The organism is Pseudohongiella spirulinae, assembly GCF_001444425.1.
GTDB lineage: Bacteria > Pseudomonadota > Gammaproteobacteria > Pseudomonadales > Pseudohongiellaceae > Pseudohongiella > Pseudohongiella spirulinae.
On the sequence record NZ_CP013189.1, the window covers coordinates 961,150 to 975,627 of the forward strand.

The window sequence follows — 14,478 nt, forward strand, 5'->3', positions numbered from 1 at the left end:
GTCGCACATTTCGAAATTTATTGGCACTTGCCCGTTTAATTCTATAGTCTTGAACGCTTGATACGAGCATTGCACTGATTCAGATGAGGTGGGTAAATTGGCGGGCAAATTCAAAAATAAAATGCAGGTGTGGTTTGAGATTCCGCTTTGGAAGCGAATAATGCTGGCGCTGGTGCTGGGCGTGGTTGTCGGGGCAATCTGGGGTGAAGGTGCCCAGTCGATCCGCTGGATCGGGGATGTATTCATCCGACTTATCCAGATGGTCGTGGTGCCACTGGTCTTTATCACTATTGTGGCTGGCATTGTTTCCATGGGTGACCCCCACAAGCTGGGTTCTTTGGGAATAAAAACCCTGGCAATTTACATGCTGACAACCGGCCTGGCGATCAGCATCGGCTTGATTCTTGCGGTAGTTATTCAACCAGGTGCCGGTGTTGATCTGTCAGGCGCTGATCCCGGGACGATTCAGGAAGCCATGCCGCTGGGAGAGCGACTGATGTCCATCGTGCCCAGCAACCCAATTGCGGCTTTGGCTGAGGGTAATATCCTGGCGGTTATCTTTTTTGCCTTGTTGTTTGGTGTTGGCATTTTAACAGTCGGCAAACAGGCGGATCCGCTGGCACACCTGATGGAAGCCGGTTCATCTGTCATGCTCAAGCTGACCCATTGGGTTATGGAGGTGGCGCCGTTCGGTGTGTTTGCACTGATTGCCTGGGTGGCCGGCACGCAGGGCGCGGCGGCACTATTGCAGGTTGTGGCGCTGGCATTGACGGTCACGCTGGGCTGTTTCATTCATGTTATCGTTGTGCACGGCAGCCTCATGAGGTTTGTGCTGAATCTTAATCCTCTGGATTTTTTCAAAGGTGCCAAGAATGCCATGCTGGTGGCATTTTCGACATCGTCCAGTTCAGCGACACTGCCTGTCAGCATGTCGGTTGCCGAAACCAATCTGGGCATCAAGCCGGTGGTGGCGTCTACTGTGTTGCCGATTGGTGCCACTATTAATATGGACGGCTCAGCTCTGTACGTCGGTATCGTGTCAGTTTTTGCTGCGCAGGCCTTCGGCGTAGATCTGACTTTTATGGATTATTTGCTGGTGGCTGCCAGCACTACGCTTGTGTCTATAGGGACGGCTGCCGTGCCCGGGGCGTCAATCTTTCTGATGGCAGCGGTCATGGAAACGATCGGTTTGAACCCAACGCAGATCGCGCTGGTGGTTGGCTTTGTACTGCCATTTGACCGGCCACTGGACATGATGCGCACTGCGGTGAATGTGACAGGTGACCTGTCTGTGGCGACGGCCGTGGCGCGCTGGGAGAATGAGTTCGACGAAGATATGTTTACAAACCGTTTTAATCAGGCCGGTGAGAATCAGGGCCGCGGAGGTCAGAAAGAGTAAGACAGGGTGAGTCCCAGTCGGATGTCCTGATCAAGGAAATACAGTGTGGAGGCTGGGTCGGCGCGGGTCAGTATAATCTGGCTGCGCAGTTCCCAGTCGTCATTAATGCGGTAGTCGGCGGCCAGATTCAGCAGGCCGGCTTCGCCATCCAGTTGTCCCTGGAATGTTGCCGAGAGCATGACTTCTTCATTCATGATGCTGTGGCTGTAGCGAACCAGCAGATCACCACGGGTATCCAGTCGCAGATCATTGATCCGTTCCGCAGCGCCGCGCTCAATGTTCTGTAATCTTTCAAATCGCAAGCCAACACTGATCAGGCGGGTGGCGCTGATGCCGTACTCAAAACCAGCCGAGATACCCAGTAAATCACCTTTGTTTAATGTTGGAAACGCGTTTGTCAGGCTGTCGACCAGCACGCCTTGCGAGTAACTCATATCCAGAGTCAACAGTAGTCGGTCGATTGCGCGATTGGCGCTTAATCCCAAAAGCATGTAGTCATTAATGTGTGCAATGGCACGGTTGCTGCCATCAGTTGGCGGTGTAAAGCGCAGGCCATTTTCGTAGAGTCTGGCCGCCATGACTGCAACATCGCTGCCTGTGAATGACCGGCTCCAGCGTGTGCCCAGCTCAAACAGGGGTTTGTCCCGATGATAGTGCGGCAACCGGAGAGGCGAGCCCGGAAACAGCGGACTGTTGTCGACGGGCAGGGGATCGAATTCCGGGTATAGATTGACAAAGCTTGACCAGGTGCCATGGTCAGAAAAATGGTCCCAGACAAGCAGCCACTGATTCAATCGGGCATCTTCAATATCGATAATTGTGAGGTCGCGATACTCGGTGGTGTTGATCACGTCGAGTACGGAGTTTCCGATGGTTTCGCCCCACACAATGGTCTGGCGACCGAATGCCAGGCTGTTTCGCTGACCGCTGCGCTGCACAAACAGTTCGTTCAGGCGCCACTCCCAATCTTCCCGTGTAGGGTTGTTGTATTCGTAGTCGCCCGGCAGATAGCCTCGTAGCTGACCGCTGGCCTGCAGCAGCCAGCCCTCGCGAAATGGATTCTGATAGCGGATATTCAGGGCGCTGCGGTTGTTTTCCAGGCCGCGGGCGCGAGTTTCAGTGCCTCCGCCAACCGCAGCCCGCGTATGACGATTGATGTGCGCGACGCTCTGGTGGCTGAGCCGGAAACGAAAATGTCCCGGCTGTGAATCTGCAGTCTCAAACAGGCTACTGTCATCAAACATACTGTCGTCAAACACAAACGAGTCATCAAACTGCGCCAATGCAGGCAATGACAGGCTGCAGGCGCAGAACGCCAATCCAAGTTTTGACAGTGTTTTCATCAATCCACTTGCGCACGCAGGCGACTCAATTCAGCCTCCCGAAAGGCCACATCTGTCAGTGTTCTGGGTGTCAGAAACTGCTCCGGGATATCCAGACCGGTGTTGATTTCCAGAATCGCCATATTGGACAGCCGATTCGCCACCAGATTCATCATGGTCAATGACCTCGCAATCCAGGTGCCGTTAATCTGCTCCACGCGAGACGCCAGCAGACGCTTGATTTCCCGCCCCTGACTGTCATACATGTCCGCTCGCAGCACAACGTATCGTTCTTTGTCGATGTAGTGCACGGTGCGTGCATAGCGGGTTTTGCGCGCTCTTTCGGCATTGGGGATGGTTTCAATTTTCCAGACGTCCCGACCGGCCTCTGTGGTTTCTTCAATAATGCTGATCTGATAGTCATCGAGCTTGCCGGTGTCCTGATCTTCTGTTGTGAACTCGGATCCGAAAATCGAAGCTGCTTCGGAGTCGTCGTCCGAATTGCCACTGGCTATGCGTTTTACCTGACCCAGAGCGGACAGATAGAGCCAGGTCTCATTGTCCATGGCCGGGTCGTCATAATTGTAATTGAGCATGCCAACGCCGCGCTCAGCGGACGGCTCAAGCACGATTGAAATGCTTTGTGTATCACGCTGACTTGTGCCGGTATTGATGCCTACCGATTCTATCGCCTTGATTCTGGGGCGCTCTGCGCAGGTGATCTGATTGTTCTGTAAACCAAAGCGACAACTGGATAGTTGAATCCGATTAAAAGCGGAGTCAGTTGTTGCGCGCTGATTTTCCTCGACCTGCTCCAGAATGGCTCTGCCATCAGTTTGAGCCAGTGAAGAAAAAGAGATCAGGAGGGAACATGCCAGGCCTGCATACTGGGTCAGTCGCATTATTGTAGAGTTAGTCTTCATGCGTGTACGTCTCCGTTTGAGGGGGCAATTCTGCGGAATCCGGCGATGTCGCCTTTCAGGCCGAATCGTGGCTTGAACAACATCAACAGTGCGGGCAGCAGCAATAAATCGCACAAAAGGGCAACAAAAATAGCCATGGCTCCGAAGGCGCCGATTTTGGCCATGCCCAGGTATTCCGAGAAGGACAGCAGGGCAAAACCCAGGCCTAATACCATGGTGGTGAACAGCACGGCCCGTCCGACTTCCCGAATAGTGCTGTTCAGGGCTTTTTGCATATCACGTTCTTTGATGAGTTCCACCCGGTAGTGCGTCATGAAGTGGATGGTATCATCAACCGCTATGCCAATAATCACCGGGGCAATCAGCAGGGTATCGGTGTCAAGCGGGATGTTCAATAGACCCATGGAGCCGAATGCCAGCAAGGCGGGGATAAGATTGGGAATAATGGCAATCAGACCAGCCTGAACTGAGCCGAGTGTCAGAATCATGATGATGCTGATTACCGCCAACGCCAACAAAAAACTGCTGTATTGTGACTGGGCGATTTCGTCCATGGCCCTCATCATCAATGGCACTGAACCGGTTACGGTGACTTCCATATCCGGATAAGAATCGTACAGGGGAGCGAATATCTGATCGATTTCGTTGCTGAGCTCCTCAAAAAATACCTGGTACTGATAAGAGCCGGCATTGTAGGCGTTCAGCGTAATATTGCTGCGGCTGTAATCATCGGACACCAGGCTGCGGCGCTCTTCAGGATTGGCGCTGTTGAACAGATAGAGTAGCTGGGAGATAGTCACTGCCGAGTCAGGGATGCGGAAAAATGCCTGATCGTCACGGTTCATGACCTGGTTGGTGTCCTTGACGATATTGGCCAGCGAATAGCTGCGGGAAATCTGGTCAGGGTAACGCTTGCTGACTCGCTGCTGTAATTCATCTACGGCATTAAGGACATCTGGCTCCATCATGCCGTCGCTGATGCCGATATCAATCATGATGGCTATGTTTTGCGCGCCTGCCATGTGTTCATCCACGACCTCATAGGCAATTCGGGGCTCTGACCATGAACGGGTCAGCTCGGCGATGTTGCTGTCGATTCTGACCTGGCTGGTGCCATAAACTGATGAGAGGAAGATCACTGCAAAGACCGCCAGAATAGTCATTGGTCGCCTTGCAACCAGGCTCGGACAATAATTCAGCAGTGCATCCTGATAACGCAGCACGGTTGCCGTGATCAGTACAATTGCCATGATGTAGAGTGTCATGCCCGGGCTCAGAATCTGCACAAGCGCAATACCCAGCGTAATCAAGGCTACCCAGCGCACGTAGCCAGGCATCTCCTGGAGACGCTGCCGAATTGTACGCGCTGGTGTGCCGCCGGGTGTAGTTTCTTCAGGCTGGCCCGGGTGCCAGAGACTAAGCAGGATAGGCAGCAATACCAGGGTAAAGAAAAATGCCATAAATACGCCGAGTGCAGACATGGCTCCGAACACCCGGATGGGGACCAGGTTAGAGGTGGTCAGGGCCAGCACGCCGGCCATGGTTGTCAAAGTAGTCACCATGATGGCCAGGCCGGTTTTGGCATAGGCGTGGCTGAGTGCTGTCGGGTGATCATTGCCCTGTTTGCGTTTGACAAAATAAGCACTCATTACATGCACGCAATCGGCAATGCCGACGGCAAAAATCAGCATGACGGTAAGCGTCAACATGGTCGATAGAGTTATTCCGAACCAGACTGTAAATCCCCAGGTCCAGACCAGGCTCAGTGCAATAGTCACAATAGACCAGGCAACGGCGCTGAAGGAGTGAAACAGGGAGCGCAATAGATACACAAAAATGCCGATCATGCCCAGACCTATCCAGATCATCTGCTGCAGGACTTCATAGACCCAGGACATCAGTGGTGGGTTACCGGCTGAATAGAAGGTCAGTCGGTCTTCAACATCGGCGTAGACAGCACGGAGCGCGGCATAAAAACTGTGATATTCCAGCATGTCAACGGTCTGGAAGGGAATCTCGTCAATCTGGGCTGATTCATCAAAATGCAGGTCGAAACTGCTGGCGTCGTCGGCAAAATCGGTAAAAAAATCGCCTAGCTCGATGTTGTCGGCGTTGACTGCCGGGACATAACTTTCTTCTGGCTGGGCTCCAAAGGTTGTTTGCAGCATCAGGGCGCCAAAGCGGCCGTCTTCGGAGTAAAACGCCAGCCGATAATCGTCCTCGGCCAGAGCGCGTTCACGAATCTGTTGCAACTGTGCAGGGTCAGAGGGGATGATCTCAGGTACCAGGCGTTCAGATAACAGCGTGTCGCCGTCAACTCGCTGTACCCGCAAGGTGGTGATTGATTGTACTCGCCGGATCTGGCCAAGTTCCTGCAGGTCGGCATCATAGTTGGCCGGATCCAGATCCTGCCACTGGCGCAGATTCTCGGTCAATTGCCTGACAGCCTGCAGTGACGCCTGTGAAAAGACGTCGCCATCGCGTGCTTCATACACCAGAAATACGGAGTCATCACTGCCAAACTGGCTGCGATAAGCATTGAGGGCGGTAATAGCCGGGTCAGTCTGATCCAGAAAGCTGTCTATGCTCATGTCCATGCTGGTCCGGGTGGACATGCTGAAAATGGCAAAGATGCTGATAGATGTCAGCAGCATCAGGACGATCAGCCGGTGTCTGACGACAAAAAAAGGTGTGGCTGCAAAAAAGCGGCTAAGCATCAGAAGCTTGCTTTCCATAACATAAGCTCCAGGACGTGCTGCTACCGCTTTTAAACAGGCACGACGGGTCAATAGGATGTTTTAACTAAATCAGCAACGGAAAATGCCAAACGTCTGGCGACCGTCCTCAATTGCGGATTCGGGAGTGACTCGGTTGCCACCCAGGGCACCAGCCTCGTTGCGCGCCAGGGTCACCAGTTCCTCCTGCAAACGGTTGGCTCCCCGCTGCACGAAGCCGATATTGTCGGCACCACTGACATTGGCCGTACCCAGCCGCGTGCAGTTGCGCACTTCGGCAGCGGTGGCCAGACTGACCTGTTCCCCGGCCGGACTGAGTTGAACCCAGGCTGAGCTGCATGCCGTTAGCAGGCCTGCCAGAGTAAGTGCATTGATAATCTTCATAACGTGCTCCCGATGCGCCTCTGATGGATTGAGGGCGCTTTTTATTTAATCCCGTATTATGGCTGTTTCGTGCGGGTATTCAACTGTGAACTGTATCTGATCTTGTGCAGTGGATCACGTTATCAGATATCGGCTGTGTTACTATCGCAGCATTTCGAAAAAACGCAGGAGAGTCATCATGAGTTCTACATCCCGGACTGGCCGCCTGGCCGGCAAAACTGTTGTGGTCATTGGCGGAACATCGGGCATTGGGCTGGCCACGGCCATAGCGGCCGCAGATGAAGGTGCCCGTGTATGGGCGGGCGGTCGCTCCGCTGAACATCTGGAGAAGGCACGCGCGGTCGCGGCTGGCAAGGTGGAACTGGTGCAGGTGGACACGCACGATGATCAGGGGCTGAAAGCCCTGTTTGAGCAAGCAGGCAGCATCGATCATCTGGTCTCGGCAGCAACCGGCGGCACACGGACTCTGAAACCGTTTGTGGAACAGAGTGAAGAGCAGTTTCAGGCGGCCTTCGGCAAGCTCTGGGGTTACGCCAAAGTGGCCCGAGTCGGAGCGCCTTATATCCCCAAAGACGGCTCTCTGACGTTTGTCAGTGGGGCGCCCGCACGTCGCTTCAAACCCAATATGTCCGCGCTTAGCTGTGTGGGCGGCGCAGTGGAGAATATGGTGCGCTGCCTGGCGGTGGAGCTCAGTCCGGTGCGGGTGAATGTGGTGTCCCCAGGCATCATTGATACGGCCCTGTTTGACTGGATGGGCAATGAGAAAAACGAAAGAGTGGCCGCCATGACTCAGGGTCAGCTGGTTAAACGTATCGGTAAACCTGAGGAAGTGGCCAGTGCGCTGATCTATCTGATGCTGAATGGCTATGCGACGGGCACTACTGTAGACGTGGATGGTGGACAACTGTTGAGTTGATTATGATTTCTGATTCTGTGGATACTAATAAAAATGCACAATCTGAGCCGACGATGACGCTGGTTGATGCTATTCGCCAAAGACACTCAGTGCGAGGTTATCTGGACAAAAGAATTCCCGACGACGTTTTGCAGCAGATCTTTGAATTGGCACAATGGGCACCATCCAACTGTAATGTGCAGCCCTGGAAGGTCTATGTGGCCAGTGGGGAATTGCGTGACCGACTTAGCGCGGAGATGCAGCGCAGAGTGCTGTCTGGGGTGCCGTCCAATCCGGATTACGAATATCGGGGCGATTTTGCCGGAGAGTACCGCACACGTCAGGTCGAATGTGCCGTGGCGCTGTACAGTGAAATGGGCATTGAACGTCATGACCGCGAAGGCCGTATGCGCGCGGTGCTGCGCAACTATGAATTTTTCGACGCGCCCTACATGGCCTTTATCGGCATGAATCAGGCCTTCGGAACCACTGTAGCTATCGATGTGGGTATGTATGCCCAGAACCTGATGCTGTCGTTGGTTGCACATGGCCTGCACAGTTGCCCGATGGGGACGATGCGCGATTATCCGGATCTGGTGCGAGAGGCATTTGAATTGAGTGAAGAAGACCGTATCCTGTTCGGTCTTGCGTTTGGGTACGAGGATACGGCGGTGGCGGCTAACCGGACCCGCACAAGCCGGGATCCGGTATCGGCCAGCGTGCAGTTTCGCTCGTCGTAAGTCGGTCGGCTGAAAAAAAATTAGAATAAAAACGATGTTGTCACAGAGGACATTATGCAAGCCAAGCCCGTTATTCTGGTCTATGACATAAACAACAAGCTGGTGGATGAGGTCGCAACCGTTATAGGACAGACGGGCCGTTTTACCAGCATCAACACATATAATGAAATAAATGCCAACGATGCCGTGCGGCAATATAATCGAGGCTTTGGTCTGCTAACCAATAAGCTGGCCTGTATCATCACCGGATGGAACAACCATAAGAAGCCCAGGGATCAGTTTCTGTATCGTTTGCGTGAGCAGGAGCGGAGCAGCCCTTTACGTGGCCCGACCCCTGTTATCCTGGTTACTGAAGATCATCGGCCGGATCTTAAACGGCGCGCCCTGGATCCTCAGGATGGCAATGTTTGTGCTTACCTGCATGCCGACGATTTTCGCACTGAGCTGGCTCGCCTGCTGGAGAAAATAACCGACCCTGAGCAAGTCAGGGAGCTCAATCGTAACGCCAGGCAAGCCTTCGAAGCTGAAGTCGCTGAGGAGTAAGCCGCGGTGTCAAAATTTGAATTCATCATGATGTTTGTCTCGGTTGTGGTGGCATTCGCGATGGCCGAGTTGCTGATGGGCTGGGGTAAGTTGATTCGTGCCCGTCATCGTCTGACCCGGCCCGGTTTACTGGCCGGCTGGTCAGTGTGGCTGCTTTTCATTATCACGTACCACTACATGGGTTTCTGGGAGTATCAGGCCTATGACTTCACCAAGGTTGCGCCCATGCTTTTGTTTCTGGCCGCCCCGATCATGATGGTGCTGCTAACTTTTGTGTTGACGCCGGACTTGCGGCATTTTCAGAAAATGGACCTGGAAGAACACTATTTTCAAACCAAGAACTGGTTTTTCAGCATGGTGATCATTTTTCTGCTGCTGGCCAGGGCGTCTGACCCACTGCTACCGGATTACGACGAAACATGGCTTCGCCGCATGATCGGTACCTTGTTGGTGACCAGTTCGGTCGTGTGGCTATTGTTTACCAATAATCGCTGGATACATATCGGTCTGATGTGGGTCAATCTGGCCTATCTGGCGCTGGTATCCAGCGTGATTCCGGTGATAGGCCTGACTGCATTCTGACTACTTAATCTGAGGCGGGGTAAGCGCCGTCGGCATCGTGTACTTCCCGCCCGGTGACCGGCGGATTAAAGACACAGGCGAGATGCATATCTTCGGTGCCGCCCATGAGGATATGTTTGTCATGCTGATCCAGTACGTAAAGAGTGCCCGGTTTGATCTGGTGTACTTCGCCAGTTGCAAGATCCTTGATTGAACCATTGCCTGACATGCAGTAAACAGATTCCAGGTGGTTCTTGTAGTGAATCGGTGTTTCTGTGCCAGCGTAGATGGTGGTGATATGGAAAGAAAAACCCATCTTGTCATCGGCCAGCAGCATGCGAACGCTCTGCCAGGTTTCGGCTTTGACGCAACGTTCTGAATTTTCACAGTCCTGCAATTGTCTTATGATCATTGAATATTCCCTACCTGATCAAAGGTTTTCAGAATCGGGGATCTTATAAAAATACGACGGCCTGCACTCAAGCAAGCCGTCGCGATTTATCACATTACGTTAAGAAGCTGCGCTGAGCTCTTTTGCCAGCGTTTTGTGCACGGCCTCTTCCAGAATGTCGAGGCCTTTGTTGAGCTCATCCAGTGAGATGCTCAGTGGACACAGGCATTTTACAACCTGGCTGTCGGCGCCGCTGGTCTCAATGACCAGGCCTTTGTCGAAAGCATATCGACAGATTTTGCCAGCCAGCTCACCATCACGGCATTCCAGGCCTTGCATGAAGCCACGGCCTTTTGATTTGATCAGGTTCTTTTCGTATCCACCGGCAATTTTGCGCAGACGCATGGACAGATGGTCGATCTTGGCCTTCAGTTCTTTCTCGAACTTGTCATCTGACCAGAATGCCTTCAATGCGGCAGCCGCTGTGACAAAGGCGTGATTGTTGCCGCGGAAGGTTCCGTTGTGCTCGCCTGGTTTCCAGGTGTCGTATTCTGGCTTGATCAGCGTGACAGCAAAGGGCAGACCATAGCCACTCAAAGACTTGGACATGGTGACCAGATCAGGCTTGATGCCTGACTCTTCAAAGCTGAAAAATTTGCCTGAACGGCCGCAGCCGGCCTGGATGTCATCCACGATGAGCAGAATGTCATGTTTGCGGCATAATTTTTCAACAGCCTGCAGCCATTCGTTGCTGGCTGTATTCAGGCCACCTTCGCCCTGAATGGTTTCCAGCATGATGGCAGCCGGGGTGTCCAGGCCACTGGAGGAATCTTCCAGCATATTTTCAAGTAGTTTAATGGTGTCCAGTTCCTCGCCCATATAGCCGGCATAGGGGACATGTGTCACACCTGAGAGCGGAATGCCTGCGGCATCTCTGTGGTGCGAGTTGCCGGTGGCCGCCATGGAGCCAAGTGACACACCATGGAAGCCGTTAGTAAAGGCAACAATATTGTGTCGGCCTGTCACATTGCGGGCGATCTTCATGGCTGCCTCAACAGCATTGGTGCCGGTTGGGCCAGTGAATTGAACAACATATTCCAGGCTTCGAGGTTTGAAAATGTAATTGTTCAGATTTTCCAGAAACTCCTGCTTGGCTTTGGTATGCATATCCAGACCATGCGTAATGCCGTCGTTCTGGATGTATTCAAGCAAAGCGGCTTTCAGAATGTCGTTGTTGTGACCGTAGTTCAGCGTGCCTGCGCCGGCCAGAAAATCCAGATAGGCCTTGCCGTCAGTGTCATACAGATAAGAGCCTTTGGCGCGCTCGAATATGACCGGGAAAGCTCGTGCATAGCTTTGAACTTCTGACTCGATATCGTCGAAAATGGTCGTCATAGTGTTTCTCCCTGGTTATTCGGCCGCTGCAAACGGGCCGATTCTGAGTTTGTATTCGGTGTCGTGAAGATTCAGAAAGTGTTCTTCACGGTCAAACATGACTGATTCATCAATGTTGCAGTTTCTGCGCCGGGCCAGTGATGCAAACATGGCCCTGGAAGCGTCGTTGTCCTTCGTTACGGTCGTCTCTACGTATTGGACTGATTTACAGCCATTCTGTTCCAGAATGTAGTTGAGCATTTTGCTCGCCAGACCGCGTTTTTGCGCAACGGTATCCACTGCAACCTGCCATACAAACAGCGTGTCAGGCTGTTCGGGCGGTATGTAGGCAGTCACCACACCCACCAGATCATCGCCCATGGTGGCGACCACGCTGGTTTTTGAAAAATGTGTGCAGATGGCCAGATAACAATACAGCGAGTTATCGTCCAGGAACGCGCTTTTGCGAATCAGATTATGGACAGGCGCACCGTCGGTGGCTGTGGGTGAACGGAGTTGTATGTCTTGATTTGTATCGGGTCTTTCTTGAAGCGCTGGCGCTTCTTGAAAAGTATTCATAACAAGTCTTTGTATCTCGTTTTTGAATCTCGAATTTAATGGCGAAGTCTCGATAGGTTTTTGTTATTGATTTTCGAAACGCGATAAGTATAACAAAACGATGCGATGATGTCTAAACGCAGTCCGTTTGTGCGAATGACGGGGGGTTTAGCCAATTATCAGGTAAAAAATTGGCAGGCAAGAAATTGCTGGCGAAAAAAGGCGGCTCATCCGTTTCAGAAGAGCCGCCTTTTGCAGCACGTTTGTGTAACCTGTCAATTAGGCAGGGTCAGCGCAATGATTTCAGCGGGGCCGCTGCCGCTGACAGCCATGACAATGTATTGCTTGCCGTTCTGCACATACGTCATGGGCAGGCCTGTTTGCGAGGCTGGTAGATCGATTTCTGCCAGGATTTCACCTGTGGCTTTGTCGTGCGCACGGAAAATCGGGTTGCCGCCCTGACCCTCGCCGGCAAACAGCAAGGATTTGGTGACCAGCAAGCCAGAGCGCGTCGGAATACCCGTGCGGTCAAGCTCAACGCCTCTCAACAGCGGGTGATTCTTGATGCGCTCCGGGGTGTCGGCATTAGCCATCTGCCAGGCGATATCACCCTTGTTCAGATCGATGGCGGTAATGCGACCCCATGGTGGTTGCACAATGGGAATGCCATCAACATTAGGCGTTCTGGCCGGCCCCTGGATCCAGTCGGTTGTTGAGAACTGTTCGCCAGGTACCAGCGACAGCACAGCAACTTCGGTGCGGGAAGCCACGTACAGCATGCCGGTTTCGGGATCATAGACACCGCCCTCCCAGTTAGTGCCGCCCAGTGTGCCTGGCAGGCTGAGTGTGCCCAGTGTGCCATCTTCTGCATTAGCCAGCGACGGTGGCTGGTACAACGGCCCCATGCGATAAGGTTTAACGGCTTCTTTAGCCTGCTCGTAGATTTCGGGCGTAAAGTTGACCAGGTCCTTTTCCGAAATGCCCTGGCGATCGTACGCCGGTGGCCTGGTGGGGAAGGGTTGTGTAGGGGATGTCCACTCACCGGGCACGTCGGTCTGAGGAACCGGACGCTCTTCCATTTCCCAGATGGGTTCGCCGGTCTCACGGTCCAGCACGTAGGCAAAAGCCTGCTTGGTCAGTTGCACCAATACTTTGCGACCGTCTGGCAGATCCGCCAGTATTGGTACTGTGGGGGTGTCGTAGTCCCAGATATCATGACGCAGGTGCTGGAAGAACCATTTGCGCTCCCCGGTTCGGTAGTCAACCGCAACTACTGAGCCGGTAAACAGGTTGGTGCCTGGCCGGCCACCGCCAAAGCGGTCACCGGTACCTGATTCAACTGGCAGATAGACCAGCCCCAGCTCAGGGTCTGCGGAGATATTGGCCCAAACGCCACCATTACCGGAGCGGCTGGCTGAGTCGTTCAGCCAGGTCTCATAACCGTCCTCACCAGGCATCGGGATATTGCGATGGGTCCACAGCAATTTGCCGGTGCGGGCGTCGAAACCACGCACATCGCCCTTGACGTTATCCGCATGAGGGGGGCGCATACTCACCTGGTGAGCGGCACCGACAACCAGTACGTCATTGACGACTGTGGCCGGGAAGGTCAGCGTGATGTCTCGATCGTCGCGGGTGTCGCTGAAGCGCATGCCATCCATCAGGTCGAGCATGCCGTCGTTGCCGAAGCTTTTCAGCAGGTTGCCTGTTTTAGCGTCAAGAGCGGCCAGGTAGTAGCCGGGAGTGACCACAAAAATCACTTCCTGGTCGCCGTCAGCCCAATAGGCAACGCCTTTGCCGGAATTTTTTCGGGGCGAGTCCTCAAACCGGTCGCCTTCCATCGGGCGCCACATCCACAGGGTCTGACCTGACTCCGCGTCGATGGCGACAACATTTCGTGTTGTGCCGGCGGTTGCATACAGCACACCATTCACCATCAGCGGGGTTGTGACGTTCAGCCCTTCCGGCCGGGGTCCAAAGTTGTCCGCTTTCCAGCGCCAGGCAATTTGAAGATCTTGCACATTACTGGCATTGATCTGCTCCAGTGGCGCATAACGGTTGGCATTCAGGCCACCGCTCATGGTGGTCCACGCGTAGTAGTCCGGGCCGTTGTCGCCAGATGCGCCCTGCTGGATAGTCAGCTCAGCCAGCTCATTGGCTGATAATCCTGCCACTGAAGCGTTGACGCCACCCATTTGCATAACATGGGCAGTCAGGTCCAGATACTGGTCCGGACTAAGCGAGCCGGGTGTTTCGGCGGGCATGGTGGCCATAATGGCCTGGTAAAGCTCGCTGGCCGGTTTGCCAATCCAGTCGTTGGAGATTCGCATTTCAATATCAGCCCGCACGTGACAGCGGGCACATTCCGACTGAAACAGGGTGGCCCCACGCTCGACGGATGCTGTCTGTGCCTGGGCATTAACAGACATGAACAGGGGTATTAACATGAGCAGCAGAACTCTGATCACGCGGTATCTCCTCATTTGTTGCATTTAATTCTGGGTTTTCCAGCCGGGGAGCGCATGTTAAGTTATTTTCGGCACTTCAAGAAGCTAAGGGCTGTTACAGAAAGTTACAGCGCAAGTTGTTATTGTTATCCCAGCCTCACCCGGGATGTCTGTCACTAACAGAGGTGACTGTCTATAATGACCGG

Annotated in this window: 13 protein-coding genes; 5 read left to right on the top strand and 8 right to left on the bottom strand. The window is 53.5% G+C overall.

Features of this window, described 5'->3' with window-relative positions; all coding sequences use genetic code 11:
• The first annotated feature begins 121 nt into the window (after positions 1–121).
• Positions 122–1,399, top strand: a complete 1,278-nt coding sequence (locus PS2015_RS04525; RefSeq protein ID WP_058023141.1) for a dicarboxylate/amino acid:cation symporter — start codon at positions 122–124, stop codon at positions 1,397–1,399.
• On the opposite strand, the gene PS2015_RS04530 is transcribed toward PS2015_RS04525, so the two are convergent.
• The 4 genes from PS2015_RS04530 to PS2015_RS04545 all read right to left on the bottom strand — a co-directional run bounded on the left by PS2015_RS04530 (position 1,387) and on the right by PS2015_RS04545 (position 6,763).
• Positions 1,387–2,742, bottom strand: a complete 1,356-nt coding sequence (locus PS2015_RS04530) for a DUF1302 family protein (protein WP_058021110.1) — start codon at positions 2,740–2,742, stop codon at positions 1,387–1,389. The genes PS2015_RS04525 and PS2015_RS04530 overlap by 13 nt on opposite strands.
• Complete coding sequence (locus PS2015_RS04535) at positions 2,742–3,644, bottom strand: outer membrane lipoprotein-sorting protein (protein WP_237113379.1); 903 nt, start codon at positions 3,642–3,644, stop codon at positions 2,742–2,744. Before PS2015_RS04535 ends, PS2015_RS04530 begins: the two co-directional genes overlap by 1 nt.
• Positions 3,641–6,379: an efflux RND transporter permease subunit gene (locus PS2015_RS04540; protein ID WP_058021112.1), complete on the bottom strand. Its 2,739-nt coding sequence runs from the start codon at positions 6,377–6,379 to the stop codon at positions 3,641–3,643. The genes PS2015_RS04535 and PS2015_RS04540 overlap by 4 nt, the downstream gene beginning before the upstream one ends.
• Positions 6,380–6,451: 72 nt before the next feature.
• Positions 6,452–6,763, bottom strand: coding sequence for a DUF4156 domain-containing protein (locus PS2015_RS04545; RefSeq protein WP_058021113.1), 312 nt, complete (start codon positions 6,761–6,763; stop codon positions 6,452–6,454).
• A gap of 178 nt (positions 6,764–6,941) precedes the next feature.
• Here PS2015_RS04545 and PS2015_RS04550 point away from each other — a divergent pair, with 178 nt between their 5' ends.
• Genes PS2015_RS04550 through PS2015_RS04565 form a run of 4 tightly spaced genes read left to right on the top strand, consistent with a single transcriptional unit; the run spans position 6,942 to position 9,523 of the window.
• Positions 6,942–7,679, top strand: a complete 738-nt coding sequence (locus PS2015_RS04550) for an SDR family oxidoreductase (protein WP_058021114.1) — start codon at positions 6,942–6,944, stop codon at positions 7,677–7,679.
• A 2-nt stretch (positions 7,680–7,681) separates the two neighbouring features.
• Positions 7,682–8,398 carry a nitroreductase gene (locus tag PS2015_RS04555; protein WP_237113381.1) on the top strand — a complete coding sequence of 239 codons (717 nt, stop codon included), beginning with the start codon at positions 7,682–7,684 and terminating at the stop codon, positions 8,396–8,398.
• Between the two features lie 54 nt (positions 8,399–8,452).
• Positions 8,453–8,941 (top strand): hypothetical protein, encoded by a 489-nt coding sequence (locus PS2015_RS04560; RefSeq protein WP_058021115.1) that lies wholly within the window; start codon positions 8,453–8,455, stop codon positions 8,939–8,941.
• Between the two features lie 6 nt (positions 8,942–8,947).
• Positions 8,948–9,523: a hypothetical protein gene (locus PS2015_RS04565; RefSeq protein WP_058021116.1), complete on the top strand. Its 576-nt coding sequence runs from the start codon at positions 8,948–8,950 to the stop codon at positions 9,521–9,523.
• Between the two features lie 4 nt (positions 9,524–9,527).
• Here the strand turns inward: PS2015_RS04565 and PS2015_RS04570 are convergent, their stop codons facing one another.
• The 4 genes from PS2015_RS04570 to PS2015_RS04585 form a co-directional block, all read right to left on the bottom strand.
• Positions 9,528–9,914 (bottom strand): ectoine synthase, encoded by a 387-nt coding sequence (locus PS2015_RS04570; RefSeq protein ID WP_058021117.1) that lies wholly within the window; start codon positions 9,912–9,914, stop codon positions 9,528–9,530.
• A 99-nt stretch (positions 9,915–10,013) separates the two neighbouring features.
• Positions 10,014–11,288: a diaminobutyrate--2-oxoglutarate transaminase gene (gene ectB, locus PS2015_RS04575; RefSeq protein WP_058021118.1), complete on the bottom strand. Its 1,275-nt coding sequence runs from the start codon at positions 11,286–11,288 to the stop codon at positions 10,014–10,016.
• Positions 11,289–11,303: 15 nt separating this feature from the next.
• A complete protein-coding gene (gene ectA, locus PS2015_RS04580; RefSeq protein WP_058021119.1) occupies positions 11,304–11,846 on the bottom strand; it encodes a diaminobutyrate acetyltransferase in 543 nt (180 codons plus the stop codon).
• A 254-nt stretch (positions 11,847–12,100) separates the two neighbouring features.
• Positions 12,101–14,293: an outer membrane protein assembly factor BamB family protein gene (locus PS2015_RS04585; protein ID WP_169792269.1), complete on the bottom strand. Its 2,193-nt coding sequence runs from the start codon at positions 14,291–14,293 to the stop codon at positions 12,101–12,103.
• Positions 14,294–14,478: the final 185 nt, after the last annotated feature.